Genomic DNA, 16,188 nt, shown 5'->3' with positions numbered 1-16,188 from the left:
GGGTGCGGTCGATGCGCGTGGCTCACCCGGCCCGATGGCAGACTTGGGGGCATGGCCCGCAGATTCGTCCCGCTCACAGAGGTCTCCGAGGTCCTCGGCGTCTCGGCTGCACAGACCTATGCGCTCGTGCGCAGCGGCGAGCTGCCCGCCATCAAGGTCGGCGGGCGCGGCCAGTGGCGGGTCGAGGTCGACCAGCTGGACGCCTACATCGAGCGGATGTACGCCCAGACGCGCGAGTTCGTCCAGCGTGGTGGCCCCGAGGAGTGACCCGCGGGCGCACCCATCAGGACGAGCTGATGAGGGCGACCGCGGCGAAGGGGACGACCCGCTCGCCGCGCACGTTGGCCGCCCTGCGCGGGCTGTCCAGCGGGTGCTCGGTGATGTCGAAGGCATCCGCTCCCACACCGTCGATCGTGCCGTGCACCGTTCCGCCGTCGACATCGATGACCGCGACGGCCCGTCGGTCACGGCTGATGCCCCGCACCGCCGACCCGATGCCGAAGCGTCGCGCTCGGGTGTCGTCCCGGGGGCGGCCCAGCCCTGAGGCACCAAGCACCGCAGCGACGGACACCAGCTGCTGACGACCACCGTCCTCGACCAGCAGCAGCCACCCGTCGCCGCAGTCGTCGAGCCGACCGCGCGCCACCGACCCACCCCGCAGTCGGATGACCAGGTGGGCGCCCACCGCACCCGAGATCCGCTCCCCCAGAGTGACCTTCGACCGCTCGGTCCTGGTGCGCTCGGCCACCTCGGCGTCGAGCTCCAGACGGGTCTGGGCAGCCAGCTGCGCCTCGAGGTCGTCGAAGAGTCGGTCCCAGCGCACCCGCCCAATGTAGGCCGTCCCCTCCACATGCGCCCGACATCACCTGTTGCCACCATCCAGATCACGTGATTTGCTATGAACCACATCAAACACACACAAACAGCATCAAAATATATTGATCGATACATCGGACCACCGAAGGGATGGACATGCGACACCTGCAGAGGAGCATCTGGGCCTTCGTCGCCACCCTCTGCGGAGTCCTGCTCACCCTGGTCCTCGCCGTCGGCGCCCACCGGATGGCGCTCGACGGCCTCGCCACCGGCGGCGACCCCGCCGCGGCCGTCGTCGGCGTGGCCGCCCTTGGCGCCACGCTCATCGTCGGGTGGCTGACGCTCGCCCTGCTCCTGTCACTGCTGGCGCAGGTGCCAGGAGGCATCGGACGCTGGGCACTCCACCTGCGCGACCGGGTGACGCCGGCCATCGTCCGACGATGGGCAGCCGTCGTCATCGGCGCCTCGGTGACCGCCTCGGTCCTGCCCGGCACCGCAGTGGCCGCCGTCCGCCCTTCGCAGGTCCGGATCGATGCGCTGGCACCCGGGTGGCTGCCGTCGGCGCCGGAGAGCGCCCACGCACCGACCCCGCTCACCGCACCCACACCACGCACCTCCCGCCCCGCGCCCACCCCGGGCACCTCGCCGGGCTGGAGCGCCACGACCGAGTCGAGTGCGCCGACCACGACACCGGCCGCACCCGGGTGGACTCCTCGACGCCCCGGGCCCAGGCACCGCACCGACCCGAGCCTCCTGACCGGCCACCACCGAGCGGACTCGGGCGACGAGGTCGTCGTCCGACGTGGCGACAGCCTGTGGTCGATCACCGCCGCCCACCTCGGCCCGGATGCCACCGCCGCGGAGATCGCGCAGGCCTGGCCCCGGTGGCACGAGGCCAACGCCGATCGCATCGGCCCCGACCCTCACCTCCTGCTGCCCGGGACTCGCCTGAGTCCGCCCGATCACCACCACGACCCGGGGGCGACCTCGGCCACGAAGGGGACACGATGACCGCCACGCCACCACTGCGGGTACTCCCGGCACCACGTCACTGCCCGGAGGGCGTCCCGCTCCCGACCCACGCACAGGGTCGCGAGGAGCGGGCTCGGGCCGCGACTCCCTACGTGCAGGACGCTCTGGCCGTCGACTTCGCGGCAGCGACCGACCAGCAGGTCTTCGGTCCGCAGACGAGCCTGGCAGCCGAGCTGCCCGATGCCCGCGACTGGGCGGCACACATCGCCCAAGGCCTCGTCGAGGTCATGCACGGCGTCCGCCCGCCCAGCCAGGTCATGCGCTGGACCAGCCCCGAGGTCTACGCGGTCGTCGCCCGGCGTGGCTCGCGTGCGGGGCGGCGCCGGACCACGCGTGACTCGGCGCACCGCACCCGGGTGATCCGCGTGCACCTGTGCGAGCTCTCCCCCCACGTCGCCGAGGCCTCCGTGGTGCTGGTCGACGGTGGACGGGTGCGGGCACTCGCCCTGCGCCTGGTCGGCCGTGACCGTCGTTGGGTCGTCGACGCGCTCCAGGTCGGCTGACCCCGACATTCGTCGGCCCGGGCCCCCTCACGGGGACCCGGGCCGACACGAGCCGTCTCGATCAGCGGCTCTTCTTGGCCTTCTTGACCTTCTTCGCCGCGGCGCGACGCTCCGAGCGCGAGCCGCTGTCGGTGGAGCCGCCGTCGTCGCGCTCGTCGACACCGCCGTCCTCGGACGGTGCCGAGTAGTGCAGCTGGCGTTGCCGCGACCCGTCCTCGAGCCCCTTGGCCATGACCTGGGGTCGAGCGCTCTCGGCGCCCTCCGTCTCGCCGCCGAGGAGTGCGTCGACGCTCTTGGGCTGGGTGGTCGACTCGGGCAGGGTCGGGACCTGGACCTCGGAGTTGAAGAGGTAGCCGACCGACTCCTCCTTGATCGCCTCGTTCATCGCCTCGAAGAGCTGGAAGCCCTCACGCTGGTACTCCACGAGCGGGTCCCGCTGGGCCATCGCCCGCAGACCGATGCCCTCCTTGAGGTAGTCCATCTCGTAGAGGTGCTCGCGCCACTTGCGGTCCAGGACCGACAGGACGACCCGACGCTCGAGCTCGCGGGCCACCGGCTCGGTGAGCTCCTGCTCGCGACGGTCGTAGGCCTCGTGGATGTCGGTGACGATCTCCTCCCGCAGGCCGGCAGCCGACAGGCTGGCGAGCCCCCCGGCCCCCTCGATCAGCTCCTGCGGGGTGAACGACGCGGGGTAGATCGCCTTCAGCGCGGTGAAGAGCCGATCCAGGTCCCAGTCCTCGGAGAACCCGTTGGTCGTCTCAGCGTCGACATAACCGCCCACGACGTCCGTCATGAAGAGACGGATCTGCTCCTCGAGGTCCTCTCCCTTGAGCACCCGGCGACGCTCGTCGTAGACCACCGTGCGCTGCCGGTTGAGGACGTCGTCGTACTTGAGGACGTTCTTTCGGGTCTCGTAGTTCTGGCCCTCGAGCTGGCTCTGCGCGCCCTCGATGGACCGGGTGAGCATCTTGCCGGCGATCGGCGTCTCGTCGTCGATCTTGGCCGTGGTCATGACCCGGTCGACGAAGGCGGCGTTGAAGAGCCGCATCAGGCTGTCCTCGAGCGAGAGGTAGAAGCGGGACTCGCCCGGGTCACCCTGTCGACCGGAGCGGCCGCGCAGCTGGTTGTCGATGCGACGCGACTCGTGCCGCTCGGTGCCCAGCACGTACAGACCACCGAGCTCGGTGACCTCCTCGTGCTCGGCCTCGACGGCCTTCTCCGCCTCGGCGAGCGCGTCGTCCCACGCAGCCTCGTACTCCTCCGGCGTCTCCTCGGGGTCCAGACCACGGGCTCGCAGCTCGGCGACGGCACGGAACTCAGGGTTGCCACCGAGCATGATGTCGGTGCCTCGACCAGCCATGTTGGTCGCCACGGTGACGGCGCCCTTGCGGCCGGCGTCGGCGACGATGCTCGCCTCGCGCTCGTGGTGCTTGGCGTTGAGGACCTCGTGCTTGATCTTGCGCTTGGACAGCTCGTGCGAGAGGTACTCGCTCTTCTCCACGCTCGTCGTGCCGACGAGGACCGGCTGACCGGCAGCGTGCCGCTCGGCGATGTCGTCGACCACCGCGTTGAACTTCGCTGCCTCCGTGCGGTAGACGAGGTCGGCCTGGTCCTGACGGATCATCGGGCGGTTGGTGCGGATCGGGACGACCCCGAGGTCGTAGATCGAGTTGAGCTCGCCCGCCTCTGTCTGGGCGGTACCGGTCATGCCCGACAGGGTCTCGTACATGCGGAAGTAGTTCTGCAGGGTGATCGTCGCGAGGGTCTGGTTCTCGTTCTTGATCTCCACACCCTCCTTGGCCTCGATCGCTTGGTGCATGCCCTCGTTGTAGCGACGACCGGCGAGCATGCGTCCGGTGTGCTCGTCGACGATGAGGACCTCGCCGTCCATGACGACGTAGTCCTTGTCGCGGGTGAAGAGCTCCTTCGCCTTGATCGCGTTGTTGAGGTACCCGATGAGCGGGGTGTTGACGCTCTCGTAGAGGTTGTCGATGCCGAGGAGGTCCTCGATCTTCTCGATACCCGGCTCGAGGATGCCGACCGTGCGCTTCTTCTCGTCGACCTCGTAGTCGCCCTCGGCCTCGATCCCCTTCATGAGATCGGCGCCGTGGCCCTTCTCCAGCTTGCGGACCATCTTGGCGAACTCGGTGTACCACTTGGTCGGCTGGTCGGCCGGGCCGGAGATGATGAGCGGCGTGCGTGCCTCGTCGATGAGGATCGAGTCGACCTCGTCGACGATCGCGAAGTTGTGACCACGCTGGACGAGCTCGTCGGTGTTCCACGCCATGTTGTCGCGCAGGTAGTCGAAGCCGAACTCGTTGTTGGTCCCGTAGGTGATGTCCTTGAGGTACTCGACGCGCCGCTGCTCGGGGTTCATCGACGACAGGATGACGCCGGTCTCGAGGCCGAGGGCGCGGTGGACGCGACCCATGAGCTCGGCCTGGTACTCGGCGAGGTAGTCGTTGACCGTGACGACGTGGACGCCCTTGCCCTCGATGGCATTGAGGTACGAAGGGAGCGTCGCGACCAGGGTCTTGCCCTCACCGGTCTTCATCTCGGCGACATTGCCCTGGTGCAGGGCCGCCCCACCCATCAGCTGCACGTCGAAGTGCCGCTTGCCGATCGTGCGACGACTCGCCTCGCGCACGGCGGCGAAGGCCTCCGGGAGGATGTCGTCGAGCGTCTCGCCGTTACCCAGCCGCTTGCGGAAGACATCTGTCTCGGCACGCAGCTCGGCATCGGTGAGCTTCTCGAAGTCCTCCTCGATGGCGTTGACCTGGGCGGCGATGCCTTCGAGCCGCTTGACGGTGCGGCCCTCTCCAGCGCGGAGGATGCGCTCGACGATCTTCACGAAATGAACTCCTGACGTGGTTTGTCCGGGCACGGCAGAGCACCGCTGCCCGAAACAGTCTGCCCACAGGCTAATCGTTTGCGGGCCCCGCGGACGACGGGGCACCCTGACTGGCATGAACGAGCGCGCCCTCCTCCCGGTTCCCGTCGGCGGGTTCCCCGAGGTGGTACCGGACCTCACGCAGGGGGCGGTGAGGCTGCGGGCGATGACCGAGACGGACCTCCCCTTCGTCGTCGAGCAGAGCAACGACCCGGCCACTGTCCGCTGGACCACGGTCCCGCAGCCCTACGGCCTCGAGCAGGCGCGCGCCTTCCTCGACCTCCACCGGCGCGGGTGGAGCGAGCTCGGCGGGACCAAGCACTGGGCGATCGAGCTGCTCCCCCACGACGGCGAGCCCGGCCTCCCCTTCGCCGGGATCATCGACCTGCGGCCGGGGGCGAAGGGAGGCGCCTGGGAGACCGGCTTCGTCCTGCACCCGGGTGCACGCGGGCGAGGTGCCATGTCCGGTGCGCTCCGGATGGCGGCCGGGTGGGCCTTCGACCACGGTGCGCCGAGCCTCTACTGGTGGGCAGCGCGCGGCAACTTCGCCTCCTGGCGGGTGGCGCACGCCTGCGGGTTCACGCACCACGGGAGCCTGCCGGGTCGGGTGCCCCACCGGGCGCTCGGGTCCAGCGACGCCTGGGTGGCCTCGCTGCTGCCCGAGCACCCCATGACGCCGCGCCAGCCGTGGTCCGAGCCGCCCGTCATCGAGGGCGACGGGCTGCGGCTGCGGCCGATCCGTGACGACGACTCCGCGATGGCAGAGCCCCACGACCACCCAGCACACTTCGTGCCGGCACGGGCGGTCCCCACACCGCAGACCTTCGACGACTGGCTGCTGCGGCGACGGGAGGGGATGTCGCTGGGCAGGGGCATCAACTGGTGCATCGCCGACGCGGCCACCGACGAAGCCCTCGGCGAGGTGCTCCTCTTCGTGCACGACGCGCACCTGGTCGTGGGCGGCACCGCGGAGCTCGGCTATGCGATCCGGCCCACCGCGCGGGGTCGTGGCCTGGCCCGACAGGCCGCTCGACTGGCGGCCGACCACGCCCTGCTGCCGGTGGCCGAGGGCGGTCGTGGGCTGCGGCGGCTCCTCGCCGAGACCGCTGCCGACAACGAGGCGAGCAACCGGGTCCTCCAGGAGGCCGGCTTCACCGTGTGGGGTCGTGAGGAGGCGGCCGATGCTCCTGACGGTGGCGTCGGAGCGTCGATCCACTGGGAGCGGCTGACCTGATCAGCCACCGACGACGTCGGTAAGGCCCAGCCAGCGGGCCATCTGGGCCAGCTCCTCGCTCAGCTCCCGCCTGTCGTCCGCTCCCCCACGGCCGGGTTCCCAGGTGATCCGGCGAGCGAGGAGTGCGCCGACGGCCCGGTCGGCCTTGAGGTCCACCCGCCCGACGAGCTCGTCGCCCAGGAGGAAGGGCAGCACGTAGTACCCGTGTACTCGCTTGGCGGCAGGTGTGTAGATCTCGAGCCGGTAGTGGAAGCCGAAGAGCCGCTCCACCCGCGGGCGGCACCACACCATGCTGTCGAAGGGAGACAGCAGCGCCCTGCCGTGCACGGCCCGTGGCCGGCGGGCGTCGACGTGCAGCCACGCCGGCTGCGGCCATCCCGTGACGGCCACGGGCTCGAGCTCCCCGACCTCCACGAGGGTGTCGATGGCCGGCCGGACCTGCCGACGCTCGAGGCGGAAGTAGTCCGCGAGGTCGGCCTCGGTCGCCACTCCCATGGCGCGGGCCGAGATGCGGATCAGCTCGACGTAGGCATCGGGCTCGGAGTGCCTGGCCGTGGGGTCGAGCCACACCTGTGCATGTGCCGGCGGGACGACGCGCTCGAGTGCCGCGTAACGACGCTCGAACTGCGTGGTGCGCCCGGCGGAGGAGATCTGGCCCGCCCAGAAGAGGTGCTCGAGGGCGTGCTTGGCGAGCGACCAGTTCCAACCCCAGTGCTCTCGCTCCCCGTCACGTCGGTGCCCGAGGGCGGCCTCCAGCTCGCGGGTGGTGCGCGGACGACCGGACCTGACCTCCTCCAGCACTGCGGCGACCACCTCGGGGTGCTCTCGCGCGACGCGCTGCATCCCACCCCAGGAGCCGTCGAGGGCCCGTCGCATCCGCGGGTGCTCCATGAGCGGCCAGGTGCTCGGCGGCATCAAGCTCGCCTCGTGGGCCCAGTACTCCACGAGCCGCCGCGGTGCGCGATCGCGCATCCGGTCCAGGAGCGTGCTGTCATAGGGACCCAGCCGGGAGAAGAAGGGCAGGTACTGGCTGCGGGCCACGACGTTGACGCTGTCGATCTGCACCAACCCGACGGTCTCGACCACTCGCTGCAGGTCCCGGGTCGTCGGGGTGTGCTGCGGTCTGGGCCGCGCCAAGCCCTGGGCAGCGATGGCGATGCGACGGGCGGCAGCCGGAGTCAGAGTGCGCACGTCGTCAAGACTGCCGTACCCCACCGACATCCTCGATCCGGCCGCGAGCCCAGGGCGAAGGTCGGGGCGGCAGGACTCATGGGCCAAGCCCGGCCGGACGACCGCACGCGAGGTGGCAGTCGCCCGAGCCGGGCTTCGTCGTCAGAGCCGTCCGAGCCCTCGCCCGGACCACTGAGCCATGGGATCGTCAGCGGACAGAGACCGGCTCCTCGACGGGCGTGCCGTTGACCGGCGAGGCCTCGTCGTGGTCCTGCACGTCGAGGTGGATGACGCCGTAGGACCATCCGCGTCGGCGGTAGACGACGCTCGGGCGGCCGTTGTCGGAGTCGTGGAAGAGGAAGAAGTCGTGCCCGACGAGCTCCATGCGTCGCACGGCCTCGGCGAGAGGCATCGGCACCGACTCGTGGATCTTCTCGCGGACCTCGATCGGACTGTCGCCGATCGTGCCGAAGGGGTCTGGCTCGTCCGCGAAGTCCTCGGTGGGCTGGTCGCCCGCGAGCGGCTCGGTCAGCGCGGCGGTTGCCTCGGCGACGGAGGTGCGGCGGCGACCGCGCAGGACGTTGCGCTTGTCGTGGGCCCGGCGCAGTCTCTCGAGGAGCTTGTCGACGGCGAGGTCGACGGCCGCCTGACGGTCGTCGTGGCCGGCCTCGGCGCGGATGACAGGGCCCTTGGAGCGGCAGGTGATCTCGACCCGCTCACTCGTCTTGGCCCTGCGTGGGTTGGGCTCGTGACTCACCATGACCTCGATCCGCTGGACGCGAGGATCGAGTTGCGGGACCTTCGACAGCTTGGTGTCGAGGTACTCGCGCAGTCGATCGGAGACATTGACGTTGCGTCCGGTGATGGCAATTTCCACGGAGTCCTCCTGGGGACGTCGGTGTTGCGAGTTGTCACGCCTGGCGAGGGCGTCCTGCTCCTGGCACCACCACCCATCCGGGGTGTGCGATCGTCGCGGGCTGCCGCCCGCGGACGCGGAAGGCCCCTGCGCCGCTCCGGTTAGTCCGGCCGTACGAGGGACCCATGACGACACGTTAGTCCGGGGGGCTGGATAAAGGTAGGGCGAGCGCTGGCAACCTTCGTGGGGTGACCATGCAGACGGCCATGCGCACCGTCCGGGCGTCGGCGGCCAGGAGTGCTCGGTGGCCCTCGGCGAGGGTCGCCCCCGAGGTGAGGACGTCGTCGACGAGCACGCAGTCCCGCCCGTGCACGGCCTCCGGTGACACCACGCGCATCGCCGTCGCCAGGTTGTCCTGCCGGGCTGCCCGGTCGAGGCCCGCCTGGTCCGCCGTCCCTCGCGCCATCGAGAGGACCGGAGCCATGACCACGTCCGACCCGACGAGTCGGGCCGCACGCCGCACGAGGATGGCGGTCGGGCGGTCACCGCGTCGCCGGGTGGTTGCCGGCGCGGACGGGATCGGGACGAGCACGACCGGGCGGTGGTCGACGTGGGGTGGGACCGCTGCCACGGCACGGGCCACGGCGTCCGAGAGCAGCCGCGCGAGCAGGTCGGCCAGGTCGCGCCGCCCACCGTCCTTGAAGGCCTTCATCAGGCGGGCGGACACCCCTTCGTAGCGCAGGGTCCCCGTGCACCCGGGCCAGTCCCGCGGCACCGGGCTCGGAGCCAGCGGACCGAGCTCCTGCAGGGCGAGACCAGCCAGCTCCCGGCGGCAGGACGCACAGACCCCCTCACCGGGTCGGCCGCACCCCGCGCAGGCGAGGGGCAGCACGAGGTCCAGCGCTGCCCGCAGCGTCTCCCCGACCCTCGCGCCACCCACGATCGAAGTCTCGACCGTCGCGCGGCACCCGGCCACCGACCCATCGGGGCGGTGGACGCGTCGTCCGACCAGATCGCCCCTGTGGATCACCTGCGGGGTCGCCCGCCCGGGTCACACTCCTGCCGCGACCGCTCCCGTGAGTGCCTTCAGCTCCTGCCAACGGCCTCCCGAGCGCTGGAAGACCCGGTCTCCCTCGGTCGTGAGGACGACATCCTTGTCATCGCCCGTGGTGGTGATGTCGACGGCTCCGGGCCGCTCGGTCATCGGCTCGACCTGCCCTCCCACGTGCACGAGATAGGGCTGCAGCACCGCTTGCTTGTCGCGTCGTCCGATGACCGCCAGGGTCGTGGGACCGACCCACACCGCGTCGATCATCTGGACGAGCGATGCTCCGAGCCGGAAGGTCTTCGGCGAGGTCTTGATCGGCAGGCCGTTGGCTCGCCGCACCACCCCGGTGACCTCCAGGGTGCTGCCTGCGCCGGGGACCTCCTCGGAGATGACCGCGATCCGGCTGCCCTCGGGCGAGACGACCGCTGCCTGGACGAGTCGCGAGCCGAGCCACGGGGTGGGGACGTGCCGCGGGGCAGCGGCCTTGACGTCGGTCGCGTCGACCGTCGCGTTGATGGCCCACAACCGGTTGCCGCTCTCGCGCCCGAGGCCGGACCCGCCGACCCACAGCACCCCTCCGTAGTCGTAGCAGGGGTCGGACATCCCTGCGGCGAAGGTCGGGACGTCGATGTGGTCCCCGTCCTCGCGGTACCTCACGAGGTCCCGGCCCGAGCGCGAGACCGCCGCGACCTCCTTGCCGTCAAGGCGGAGGGCCAGACGTCGTGACGAGGCGGGGATCGGCTTGAATGCCGAGGCTGCCGAGGTCATGTGCTGTCGTGAGACCGACCCGAGTCGGTCACCCACCCGCACCAGCTTGGTGCCGCTCCGCGCCATGACGATGGGGGTGCTGGTCTGCGTCCGGTCGACGAAACCGAGCTGTTCGGGCGTGGTGAGCGCGTCCTTGACCCCGAGGTCCATCTTGTTGCCCGAGAGGGTGATCACGACCTCGGTGACGGCAGGTAGCGACATCAGGGTCGCGACCATCTGGGCGGCCAGCTGCTTGCGAGTGGTCGCGTCCTCGGAGACCGAGTCGCTGTCGAGGTCGACGCGCGCGACGCCGTCCCGGACCGGGACCGCGTCGACGACGAGCCGGGCGCCCACGTCCGTGGACACGGCATCCTCGAGGTAGTCGGGTACCCGGCCCAGCTGGGCTCGGACCAGCCGGGTCGCCAGCTGGTCCTGGGGGAACCAGCGTTGGTCGACGACGAGGGTGTTCCACCCGATGGCCGGGTAGTGCACCGGGTAGTCGCGGAAGATGAAGCCGACCTCCTGCGCCTGCAGGATCCGCCCGAAGCCGCTGTCGAGCTCGCTGATGCGCCACTCGCCCCCCACCGTCATCACGGAGAAGTCGAAGGTTTCCCACAGGTTGGGCGGGGCCACCGAGTAGCGGCCCTCGGTGTCGATCGTGGCCTGGACGTGGACCCTCAGCCGGTAGGTGTCCTTCTGGCCCTTCACGGCGCGGACGGGCGGCTCTCCCCCGCCGTAGATGACGGTCTTGCTGTCCGGGATCCAGCCGCGGGCGAGGGTGTCCGTCAGATAGGAGCGCGTGACGTCGAGCCGCTCCCCGCTCGTGGCGCCCGCGTGGAGGAACCCGATGATGATCTGCTCGGGCGTGGCTCCCACGTCGGGCTTGTTGGGGATGCGGTTGAGCGGCACGGGCGGCTCGCCGTCGACCTTCAGACCGGGACGGACGGTCGGGTCCGCGCTCAAGCCGCACCCGGCGAGCGCCCCCACCGCGGCCAGGCCCAGCACACCGCGGCGCGTCATCCCCGGTCGGCGGGTCATGCGCTCGCTCCCGGGAGGTCTCCCTCACGTGGCGTGAGCGGAAGGGGGGAACCCGCGAGTGGTCCACCGGCGACCTTGGGAACGGTCAGCCGGAAGCGCGACCCGGCCCCGGGCTCGCCCCAGGCCTGCAGCCAGCCGTGGTGCAGCCGTGCGTCCTCGAGCGCGATCGCCAGCCCCAGGCCGGATCCGCCGGTGGTGCGGGTCCGGGCGGGATCGGCCCGCCAGAAGCGGTTGAAGACCAGCGAGGCCTCTCCTGCCTTGAGCCCCACGCCGTGGTCCTCCACCAGGACGGCAGCGGCCTCGTCGTCGGAGCCCACCCAGACGTTGACGGGCCGCCCTTCGCCGTGCTCGATGGCGTTGACGACGAGGTTGCGCAGGACCCGCTCGATGCGGCGGGCATCGACCTCGGCGATGGCCGTCTGCCCCGGTGCACGGTGCACGGTGACCTCGCTGCCGCGCGCGTCGGCGATCGACGTCGTGGACGCCACCACCCGGTCGATGATCGCGAAGAGGTCGACAGGGTCCTGCTCGAGCACCGCCGCGCCCGCGTCGTAGCGGCTGATCTCGAGCAGGTCGGCCAGCAGCTCCTCGAAGCGGTCGAGCTCGTCGTGGAGCAGCTCTGCGGAGCGTCCCGAGATGGGATCCATCTCGTCCCGCGAGGAGTGGAGCAGGTCGGCGGCCATGCGGATCGTCGTGAGCGGTGTCCGCAGCTCGTGCGAGACGTCCGAGACGAAGCGCTGCTGGACCCGGGAGAGGCCCTCGAGCTGACGGATCTGCGTCTGCAGGTTGTCGGCCATCTCGTTGAAGGACTGCCCGAGGAGGGCGAGGTCGTCGTGGCCGCGCGCCGACATCCGCTCGTTGAGGTGGCCGGCGGAGAGACGCTCGGCGGCCGCCGCGGCACGTCGCACCGGGGTGACGATCATGCTCGTCACGATGTAGGCGATCGCCGAGACGAGGGCGATGAGGAAGAGCGCACCGAGGATGAAGGACCTCGAGATCGTGCCGAGGGTCGCTTCCTCCTGGTCCATCGGGTAGATGAAGTAGATGTCGTACTTGTCGGCGCTCGGCACCTCGACCTGCGACCCGACGACGACCGCTGGGATGGTCTCGGAGCTGGCCGACTGCCCCGGGAAGGCGGACCCGACGGCATCGGGGGTCGGTCGATCGAGGTCGATGACCATCGTCTGCTGACGACTGGGGTCTGCCGAGACCGCCTGGCGCAGGGAGGCCGGGACGGACTCGAGGCTCACGTCGTCGGACTCCTCCGACGGGATCCGAACGTCAGAGCTGTTGTCGATGCTGCGGGTGAAGATGACGTAGCGGCTCTCGTCCCCCGCCGGCGCCTTGAGGGTGCGGTTGACGAGGTTGCTCGCGAAGACCGGCAGCTCAGGGGTGCCGGTGTAGCCGTTGAACCCGGCCTGCGCGTCGTCCGTGAGCTTGCGGGACTCGGTCTGGGCGAGCTTGATCCGGTTGTCAACCAGGCCGTCGGCGATCGACCGGTACATCGTCAGGCTGATGATCGAGACGACCACGAGACCGAGGATCAGCGTGCTGGTGACGACTCGGAAGCGCAGCGAGCGACGCCAGAGGTCGACGAGTGCCTTGACCTGACGCACGACGAAACCGTCACCGCGCGGCGCGGCGCCTGCCTCGACCTCGGGGCTGGACGCGTCCGGGGCCTCGGTCTCCTCCGTGAGGGGGCCCGAGGTCATCGTCAGGACGGCCCTGCCTTGTACCCGACACCCCGGACGGTGACGACGATCTGGGGGTTCTCGGGGTCGTGCTCGATCTTGCTGCGCAACCGCTGGACGTGGACGTTGACCAGTCGTGTGTCACCGGCGTGCCGGTAGCCCCACACCTGCTCGAGGAGCACCTCACGGCTGAAGACCTGCCACGGCTTGCGGGCGAGCGCCACGAGGAGGTCGAACTCGAGCGGCGTGAGGGCGAGGGACTGCTCGCCGCGCTTGACCGAGTGACCGGCCACGTCGATGGTCAGGTCCCCGATCGTCAGGCGCTCGGGCTCGGGCTCGTCACCGCGACGCAGCCGGGCTCGCAGACGGGCGATGAGCTCCTGCGGCTTGAAGGGCTTGACGATGTAGTCGTCGGCGCCCGACTCGAGGCCCACGACGACGTCGACGGTGTCGGTACGCGCCGTCAGCATGACGATCGGCACACCGGACTCCTGCCGCAGCCGGCGGCAGATCTCGATGCCGTCCATGCCGGGGAGCATCACGTCGAGGAGCACGAGGTCGGGGCGGGCCTCGTGGAAGGCGTCGATCGCCCGGGCGCCGTCGGCGACGTGCGCGACGTCGAGCCCCTCCTTGCGCAGGACGATCCCGAGCATCTCGGCCAGAGCCTGGTCGTCATCGACGACGAGGACACGTCCCTTCACGGTCTTCCCTCTCCCACGGGTGCTGCGGTCGGCCCATCATCACACAGGCCGCAGGTGACAGTGAGGAGCCGGCGCCGTAGCGTGGACGGCAGGTCCGGCGATCGGGCCTGCGGACGAGGGAGCCGTACCCGCACAGCGACAAGACGGACTCGGCAAGGAGTCCCATGTCCTGGATCGTGCTCATCGTCTCGGGGATGCTCGAGGCCGTCTGGGCCAGCGCCCTGTCCGCCTCCCGCGGGTTCACCCGCCCCGTTCCCTCCGTGCTCTTCCTCGTCTCGCTCGTCGCCAGCATGCTCGGCCTCGCGTGGGCGATGGCCAGCATCCCGACGGGTACCGCCTATGCGGTCTGGGTCGGCATCGGCGCGACGCTCACCGTCCTGTGGTCCATGGCGAAGGGGGACGAGCTCGCCTCGCCCGCCCGGCTGGCCCTCATCACCCTGCTCGTCGCCTGCGTCGCGGGCCTGAAGGTCGTGGCCTGATGCCGTGGATCATCCTGCTCGTGAGCGCCGTCTTCGAGGCCGTCTGGGCCACTGCGCTGGGCCACTCGGAGGGCTTCAGCAAACCCCTGCCGACCGTCGTCTTCCTCGTCGCCCTGGCCATCAGCATGGCCGGCCTGGGCATCGCCGTCCGTTCCATCCCCATCGGTACGGGCTATGCCATCTGGACCGGGGTCGGTGCCGCCCTCACCGTCATCTGGGCCATGGCCACCGGCGAGGAGGCCTTCTCCCCCGCCAAGGCCCTGCTCATCGCGGGGATCGTCGCGGCCGTCGTCGGACTGAAGCTCGTCCCCAGCCGCGCACGACCTTAGGGAGATGCGCCCCACGAGCGCACGACCTTAAGGAGATGCGGACAAGGTGCGCACGACCTTAAGGAGATGCGGACAAGGTGCGCGCAGAGGCCCGAAACCGGCCCCGCGGGCAGGTGCCCACGGGGCCGAGGTCGAGGCGGCTCAGTACCGGTAGTGCTCCGGCTTGTACGGGCCGGCGACGTCGACGCCGAGGTACTCGGCCTGGGCCTTGGTCAGCTCGGTCAGCTCGACGCCGAGGGCGTCGAGGTGCAGGCGGGCGACCTTCTCGTCGAGGTGCTTGGGCAGCACCGTGACGGACGGGTTGCCGTCGCTGTCGACGTACTCCTCTGCCTTGCCGAAGAGCTCGATCTGGGCGATCGTCTGGTTGGCGAAGGAGTTGCTCATGACGAAGCTCGGGTGACCCGTGGCGTTGCCGAGGTTCATCAGGCGCCCCTCGGAGAGCACGATGATCGAGCGGCCGTCGGGGTAGGTCCACTCGTGGACCTGCGGCTTGATCTCGGTCTTGGTGATGCCCTCGGTGCGGCCGAGACCGGCCATGTCGATCTCGTTGTCGAAGTGGCCGATGTTGGAGACGATCGCCTTGTTCTTCATCGCCGCCATGTGGTCGGCGGTGATGACGTCGTAGCAGCCGGTGGTGGTGACGAAGATGTCGCCGTAGGTGGCGGCCTGCTCCATCGTGGTGACCTGGAAGCCGTCCATCGCCGCCTGCAGCGCGCAGATCGGGTCGACCTCGGTGACGACGACGCGAGCGCCCTGGCCCGCGAGTGCCGCGGAGACGCCCTTGCCCACGTCGCCGTACCCGGCAACGACCGCGACCTTGCCACCGACGAGGACGTCGGTGGCGCGGTTGAGGCCGTCGAGGACGGAGTGACGGGTGCCGTACTTGTTGTCGAACTTGGACTTGGTGACCGCGTCGTTGACGTTGATCGCGGGGAAGAGCAGCTCGCCGGCCTCGGCCAGCTGGTACAGGCGGTGAACACCCGTGGTGGTCTCCTCGGTGACGCCCTTGATGGTGGCGGCGACCTTGGTCCACTTCTGCGGGTCGGTCTCGAGGGTGCGACGCACCAGAGCCTTGAAGACGGTGAACTCCTCGGAGTCCTCCTCGGTCGTGGGCGGCACCTGGCCGGCGGCCTCCCACTCCTTGCCCTTGTGGACGAGCATGGTCGCGTCGCCACCGTCGTCGAGGATCATGTTGGGCGCGGCGTCGTCGGCCCAGGTGAGGATCTGCTCGGTGCAGTCCCAGTACTCCTCGAGCGTCTCGCCCTTCCAGGCGAAGACCGGGACGCCCTGCGGGTCCTCGGGGGTGCCGGCGCCGACGACGATCGCCGCGGCGGCCTCGTCCTGCGTCGAGTAGATGTTGCAGCTGGCCCAGCGCACCTCGGCGCCGAGGGCAGTGAGGGTCTCGATGAGGACCGCGGTCTGCACGGTCATGTGCAGCGAGCCGGCGATCTTGGCGCCCTTGAGCGGCTGCGACTCCGCGAACTCGTTGCGGATGCTCATCAGGCCGGGCATCTCGTGCTCGGCCAGACGGATCTGGTGACGGCCGGCCTCGGCGAGGCCCAGGTCGGCGACCTTGTAGTCGAAGGACACGTGAAAACTCCTGTGACAGGTGGGGTTCGGACCCGGCGCGACCCTTCTGGGCTCTCGCGGGTCA

The 16,188-nt window shown here is 70.2% G+C and carries 15 protein-coding genes and 1 riboswitch; of the genes, 6 read left to right on the top strand and 9 right to left on the bottom strand.

Going from position 1 to position 16,188, the window contains the following annotated elements:
- The first annotated feature begins 51 nt into the window (after positions 1–51).
- Positions 52–267: a helix-turn-helix domain-containing protein gene (locus EXU32_RS03305; RefSeq protein ID WP_055993531.1), complete on the top strand. Its 216-nt coding sequence runs from the start codon at positions 52–54 to the stop codon at positions 265–267.
- 16 nt (positions 268–283) lie between these two features.
- Here the strand turns inward: EXU32_RS03305 and EXU32_RS03300 are convergent, their stop codons facing one another.
- Positions 284–823 carry a hypothetical protein gene (locus tag EXU32_RS03300; protein ID WP_130628617.1) on the bottom strand — a complete coding sequence of 180 codons (540 nt, stop codon included), beginning with the start codon at positions 821–823 and terminating at the stop codon, positions 284–286.
- Between the two features lie 149 nt (positions 824–972).
- Here EXU32_RS03300 and EXU32_RS17310 point away from each other — a divergent pair, with 149 nt between their 5' ends.
- On the top strand, positions 973–1,827 hold the full coding sequence (locus tag EXU32_RS17310; protein ID WP_207233868.1) for a LysM peptidoglycan-binding domain-containing protein: 855 nt from the start codon (positions 973–975) through the stop codon (positions 1,825–1,827).
- Positions 1,824–2,351 (top strand): Rv3235 family protein, encoded by a 528-nt coding sequence (locus tag EXU32_RS03290; RefSeq protein ID WP_130628616.1) that lies wholly within the window; start codon positions 1,824–1,826, stop codon positions 2,349–2,351. Before EXU32_RS17310 ends, EXU32_RS03290 begins: the two co-directional genes overlap by 4 nt.
- Before the next feature lie 61 nt (positions 2,352–2,412).
- Here the strand turns inward: EXU32_RS03290 and secA are convergent, their stop codons facing one another.
- Complete coding sequence (gene secA, locus EXU32_RS03285; RefSeq protein WP_130628615.1) at positions 2,413–5,202, bottom strand: preprotein translocase subunit SecA; 2,790 nt, start codon at positions 5,200–5,202, stop codon at positions 2,413–2,415.
- 115 nt (positions 5,203–5,317) lie between these two features.
- Here secA and EXU32_RS03280 point away from each other — a divergent pair, with 115 nt between their 5' ends.
- Positions 5,318–6,475: a GNAT family N-acetyltransferase gene (locus tag EXU32_RS03280; protein WP_130628614.1), complete on the top strand. Its 1,158-nt coding sequence runs from the start codon at positions 5,318–5,320 to the stop codon at positions 6,473–6,475.
- Here the strand turns inward: EXU32_RS03280 and EXU32_RS03275 are convergent, their stop codons facing one another.
- The 6 genes from EXU32_RS03275 to mtrA all read right to left on the bottom strand — a co-directional run bounded on the left by EXU32_RS03275 (position 6,476) and on the right by mtrA (position 13,726).
- Positions 6,476–7,666 (bottom strand): winged helix-turn-helix domain-containing protein, encoded by a 1,191-nt coding sequence (locus tag EXU32_RS03275; RefSeq protein ID WP_242612869.1) that lies wholly within the window; start codon positions 7,664–7,666, stop codon positions 6,476–6,478. It abuts the gene before it with no gap.
- A gap of 187 nt (positions 7,667–7,853) precedes the next feature.
- A complete protein-coding gene (gene hpf / locus EXU32_RS03270; RefSeq protein WP_130628612.1) occupies positions 7,854–8,522 on the bottom strand; it encodes a ribosome hibernation-promoting factor, HPF/YfiA family in 669 nt (222 codons plus the stop codon).
- Positions 8,523–8,697: 175 nt separating this feature from the next.
- On the bottom strand, positions 8,698–9,441 hold the full coding sequence (locus EXU32_RS03265; protein ID WP_130628611.1) for a ComF family protein: 744 nt from the start codon (positions 9,439–9,441) through the stop codon (positions 8,698–8,700).
- A 111-nt stretch (positions 9,442–9,552) separates the two neighbouring features.
- Positions 9,553–11,334, bottom strand: a complete 1,782-nt coding sequence (locus EXU32_RS03260; RefSeq protein ID WP_130628610.1) for a GerMN domain-containing protein — start codon at positions 11,332–11,334, stop codon at positions 9,553–9,555.
- Positions 11,331–13,046, bottom strand: coding sequence for an MtrAB system histidine kinase MtrB (mtrB, locus tag EXU32_RS03255; protein WP_130628609.1), 1,716 nt, complete (start codon positions 13,044–13,046; stop codon positions 11,331–11,333). Before mtrB ends, EXU32_RS03260 begins: the two co-directional genes overlap by 4 nt.
- Positions 13,047–13,048: 2 nt before the next feature.
- Positions 13,049–13,726, bottom strand: a complete 678-nt coding sequence (gene mtrA, locus EXU32_RS03250; protein WP_130628608.1) for an MtrAB system response regulator MtrA — start codon at positions 13,724–13,726, stop codon at positions 13,049–13,051.
- An 87-nt stretch (positions 13,727–13,813) separates the two neighbouring features.
- Positions 13,814–13,880, top strand: a riboswitch (guanidine-III (ykkC-III) riboswitch).
- Positions 13,881–13,890: 10 nt separating this feature from the next.
- Here mtrA and EXU32_RS03245 point away from each other — a divergent pair.
- Positions 13,891–14,205, top strand: a complete 315-nt coding sequence (locus EXU32_RS03245; protein WP_130628607.1) for a DMT family transporter — start codon at positions 13,891–13,893, stop codon at positions 14,203–14,205.
- On the top strand, positions 14,205–14,534 hold the full coding sequence (locus tag EXU32_RS03240) for a DMT family transporter (protein ID WP_130628606.1): 330 nt from the start codon (positions 14,205–14,207) through the stop codon (positions 14,532–14,534). The genes EXU32_RS03245 and EXU32_RS03240 overlap by 1 nt, the downstream gene beginning before the upstream one ends.
- 141 nt (positions 14,535–14,675) lie before the next feature.
- Here EXU32_RS03240 and ahcY read toward each other — a convergent pair whose 3' ends face one another.
- Positions 14,676–16,124 carry an adenosylhomocysteinase gene (gene ahcY / locus EXU32_RS03235; protein WP_130628605.1) on the bottom strand — a complete coding sequence of 483 codons (1,449 nt, stop codon included), beginning with the start codon at positions 16,122–16,124 and terminating at the stop codon, positions 14,676–14,678.
- Positions 16,125–16,188 lie beyond the last annotated feature (64 nt).

This window comes from Janibacter limosus, from assembly GCF_004295485.1.
Classification (GTDB): domain Bacteria; phylum Actinomycetota; class Actinomycetes; order Actinomycetales; family Dermatophilaceae; genus Janibacter; species Janibacter limosus_A.
The sequence above is the reverse complement of the archived record's forward strand: the minus strand, read 5'-3'. Positions and strand labels throughout refer to the sequence as shown.